Source organism: Azospirillum aestuarii (genome assembly GCF_016632405.1).
Lineage (GTDB): Bacteria > Pseudomonadota > Alphaproteobacteria > Azospirillales > Azospirillaceae > Azospirillum > Azospirillum aestuarii.
In genome coordinates, this window is record NZ_JAEPIV010000074.1 from 1 (window position 1) to 4,385 (window position 4,385).

Consider the following 4,385-nt stretch of genomic DNA (forward strand, 5'->3'; position numbering starts at 1 on the left):
CGTAGGTGAATGCAACGGCGGCAATGCAGGCGGCGGTCAAGGGCACCATGACACGTCGGGGTCCCGGATGGTGAGGTGGCTTCGTCGACCATGCCCGTCATTGCGGTCGCCAATCGAGCCCCAGCGGTTGGTTTGGATGCCTCGCCGGGCGTCGCTCGGAAAAAATGCCCGGTTCCGAACACTGGGCGCCCACGTCCAAATGCTGGGCGCCCAAATCGAAAAATTGGGTGCCCAATGCCAACCCACTGATCGGGAACAGCTTTTCCGATCCGTCCCCGATCTCTGGGCGCCCAGTGGGCGCCCAGCTCAAGAATTCGGGCGCCCAAAGGTAACCGTATGATCGGAAACGCCTTTTCCGATCTTGGCCGGATGCTTGGGCGCCCAACGCGTTTCATTGGGCGCCCACTGGGCGCCCACGTCCAAACGCTGGGCGCCCAAATCGAAAAATTGGGCGCCCAGTTACGAAGAGGGACGGGGTGGGGGAGGGGCCGCAGGCGGAGAAACGTTCCGTCGCCGACCCGTGTCGGGAGGTCCAGGCGCCCACTGGGCGCCCTGCATTCCACCCTTGTGTCGGCTCCGGGCGAGGCGGGCGCCCGCGGCCGTTCCGCGACGCCGCCAGGGGTGCTTATCGCCCTGAACGCTTCCATCCCCGTCCGCCCCGAAGACCTGAAAATGGAGCTGCCGCACTGCCCGGGCCGGGCCGCCGGCTGCCCCGGGCGTTCGGCCACTTCCGCTATCCTGGGCTGTGCGGCATCGCCTTGCCCTCCGGTCCGCCGTCCCGGTGTGCGGCTTTCCCGTCCGCCCGGCACGCCACCGGCTCCCCGACATGGCTCGTTGGAAAGCCTGGTCCGTTCCTGTGGACGTCCGGCGGACGTCCGCAGGACGTCCTCAACCGTCCGGCTGGGTGCGCTCAGCGCCTTCCGCTTCCGCCGCCCGCGTCGACGGGAGACCTCCGCCGCCCCGTGTTCGCGCTCGGGTTGCCGCAGGGACGCCCCGGCGACCTGCTCTCCCTCCCCCGGTCCGACGGCGTGGCCAAGGCGGGCGCCCGTTTCCCCATCCATCCCCAAGGCGGGCGCCTTCCCTTGGTCGCAGAGCCTGAAAAAGCCTTCCGTGCGTGGAGGCCGGGCGCCCGGCAATCGATGCTGGGCGCCCAGCGTTTCGGGTTGGGCGCCCAGACTGAGAAGCTGGGCGCCCAACCTCTTCATTCGGGCGCCCGCTGGGCGCCCGGCGTTCAGAAGTGGGCACCCAGGCTGGGAGGTTGGGCGCCCACTGGGCGGCCAAATCGAAAAATTGGGCGCCCAATGCCAACCCACTGATCGGGAACAGCTTTTCCGATCCGTCCCCGATCTCTGGGCGTCCAGTGGGCGCCCAGCTCAAGAATTCGGGCGCCCAAAGGTAACCGTATGATCGGAAACGCCTTTTCCGATCTTAGCCGGATGCTTGGGCGCCCACGTCCAAACGCTGGGCGCCCAAATCGAAAAATTGGGCGCCCAGCCTTCCGCCGGTGCTCGAACGCCCATGCCACCCCCGGTTACCGTGCTGCCATCGGTTCTTCAGACAGCCCCGACATGGCAAAGCGATCATCACGTTCACCGGAGGCCATGGACGCGCCGCGTCCACCGCCCGACGACGCCGACAGCGGCATTCACCGCCTGAACTTCAAGGGAACGGCTCCCGCGAAGGAGATGGCGCAGCGTCTCGCCACCTTGTCGCGGGAGAACCGCGAGGCTGACGCCGCCGGTCTGCTGGACCTGCTCGCCGCCGATCAGGGGTTGGCCGTGGTCGGCGATCCGCTGACCGTGCGCGTCGCCAATCTGGTGCGCGACGGGGCGGCGACCGTCCGATTGTTGGTCGCAGCCCTGCTGAAGGACGGGCCGGGCGACGTCGAACTTCATCCGCCAGGCGCGCTGCAGGAGCTGGAGCGCCGCCAGGGCGAGATGGCGGCGGATCTCGCTGATGCCCGGCGTCAGAGCGAGGAGAAGGCGGCGGCCCTCGCCGACGTCCGGCGCCGGGGCGAGGAGAACGCCGCCCATGCCGGCGATCTGCAGCGCCGTCTGGCCGTGGTCGACCAGGCGCTCGGCGCGGCGCACGCGCGGATCACCGACCTGGAGGGGGTTCTGGAGGCGGCGCGGCAAAGTCTGCTCCAGGCGGAGCGGATGGCGGCGGAACATCCGTCCGCGTGGACGACGGCGACGCCGTTTCATGCGTCGCCGAGCGCTCGCCTTAGGGGTGCCGGGGATATCCCGGGAATGGATTCCGCTTCGGATGCCGCCGACCGGTCCGGCACCGATGTCCGCGCTGATCGGCCCGTAACGCCGCCGGCCTCGCCGCAGTCGACGCTGGGCGGCAGGGTCGACCGCTTCTGCAAGGCGGTTCTGCGCGGCACCAGGAACGCCGCGATGGTCCTTATGGCCAGCACCGCGGCCATGGCCATCCTCGGCGGCGTCATGACCCAAAGCAACGGTGTCACGGCCCCGCCGAGCGAAGCCGACAGCCGGGAGGCGCCGATGCTGCTTGGGTTGTCGTCCGCCGGAGGGGAGGGCGATGCCAGTCGCAGCGTGCTTCCCGGCCTCGCGGCTCCGCCGACAACACCGCCGGCTGCCATCGAGATGGCCTCGTTGCCTCCCGCCGCGCCGGCGTCACCATCGCCGGCCTTCGGAGGGCGGTCGGCGCCGGCGGTGCCGGAAAAGGCCGCGGCCAAGCCGATCGACCGCTCGCCGTCGCCACCGCCGGCGTTGCCGCCACCGGACGCCGCACCGGCTCCAGCGTCACCTCCCTTCATCGCCGTGCCGGCGGCGCCGACTCCTTCGGTCGACCCCGACGCCATGCGCCGCCTCGCCGACATACTGGATCAGGCCGACCGGACGCTGGAGCGGCTGAGCGCGGCGGAGACGGAGCTGGGCAAGCGCCTGGCCGGGCCTGGCCGCCGCATCCGCACCAGCGCCGGACAAGCCGAAGGACCCGCCGAAGGCGGTTTCCAGTGGCCCCAAAGCGGCCCCCGTCAAGCCGCGCGCGGACGCCCAGTGGCGCGTGGCCGACATCCGGGACGACGAAACCCTGGCGCGGGCGGCGCAGCGGCACGGCGTCCGGCTGGAGCGCATCTACGACCTGAACCCGGCTCTGGAAGCCGTCCCTCCGGACGTGCCTTTGACCAAGGGGCAGGTCTGGATTCCGAACGATTTCTGAGCCATGGGTGGCGATCGGATGCATTTTCCGCCACCGTCCGTACATAGGGTTGTCGTTTGTGTGCCAAGGATGGACTCTAGGGTTCGGTGACCGAAATCCGGGATTGCGGCGTGGGCGCCCAACCCCCATTAGGCGGTCGATGCGACAGACGTTTTGTGCAGGCAAGATTAGGTGCATGTCGTGACAACACATTACAGTCGTGCAAGCGCCCGCCCCGAAGGGCCGCCCTTGCCGTGCTGATTAAGGTCGCCCTAGCATTCGCCGCGGCCTCTCCAGAGAGGCCAATCCGTCCATCAAGCCGGTCCTGTCAGATGCTATGGGGGCGTTGGGTAACGACGAGATCGTGGCACCATCGTAGCGCCAACAAACGGAGGAGCGCACCATGGCCAAGCCGTTGGATTCGACCCAGCCTCCCGTTGCCTTCGATCACGAGAGCACGCTTGTTGCCGTCATCGAGATGAGCCAATCGAGCTGGCTGGTTGCCGCCGTCGTCCCCGGCGTCGAGCGGCGGCCGTTGCAGAAGCTGACGCCCGATCAGGACGCGCTGCTGCGCCTGTTCGAGCGCTGGACGAGCGAAGCCGCTCACGCCGGAACGACAATCGCGCGCGTCCTCGTCGCCTACGAGGCGGGCCGCGACGGTTTCTGGTTGGCGTGCTGGTTGGGCGTGCGCGGCGTCGAATGCCACGTCAACCGTCCCATCGACCTGCTGCCCGACCGCCATGCGGAGACGGTGGCGGCGTGGTTGAAAGCCCATCCCGGGGTGGAGGTGGTTGCCCGCGACCGCGCCGGCGCTTACGCCGACGGCATTCGGGCCGGCGCTCCGAGCGCCGTCCAGGTCTCGGACCGCTGGCATCTTCTCCGCAATCTCGGGGACGCTCTGGCTGGGGTTCTCGACCGGCATCATCATGACCTGCGTATGGCAAGCAAAGCGGCTACGGGAGCCGCCCTGGAAATCAGCACTGCCGCCGCGCCGTCCCCGCCGACCGCACCACTCCCGGCACCAGCGGCTGAGTTGCCAACGGCGGATCGCCACGGCGTTCGGCAGGCCCGGTTTGACGAGGTGATGGCGTTGCACGGCCAAGGCTGGCCGATGAAGCGGATCGCCCGGACGCTCGGCGTCAATCGCAATGAACCGCCCCGGGTTTGTCGGAGGCTCCATTTCTTGAGAAGATGGAGTCATCATGACGAAGCAGAGATCA

At 68.8% G+C, this 4,385-nt stretch carries 1 protein-coding gene and 1 pseudogene; both read left to right on the forward strand.

Annotated elements, in window-relative coordinates; genetic code table 11:
• Positions 1-1,601: 1,601 nt before the first annotated feature.
• Positions 1,602-3,233 (forward strand): hypothetical protein, encoded by a 1,632-nt coding sequence (locus JJL56_RS32560; RefSeq protein WP_200487911.1) that lies wholly within the window; start codon positions 1,602-1,604, stop codon positions 3,231-3,233.
• A 641-nt stretch (positions 3,234-3,874) separates the two neighbouring features.
• A pseudogene (locus JJL56_RS33570) lies at positions 3,875-4,112 on the forward strand (transposase); the annotation flags it as partial.
• Positions 4,113-4,385 lie beyond the last annotated feature (273 nt).

What these genes read in the sequence shown, in the direction of transcription:
- JJL56_RS32560 (WP_200487911.1), top strand. Translation starts at nt 1,602, where the DNA reads ATGGACGCGCCGCGTCCACCGCCCGACGACGCCGACAGCGGCATTCAC.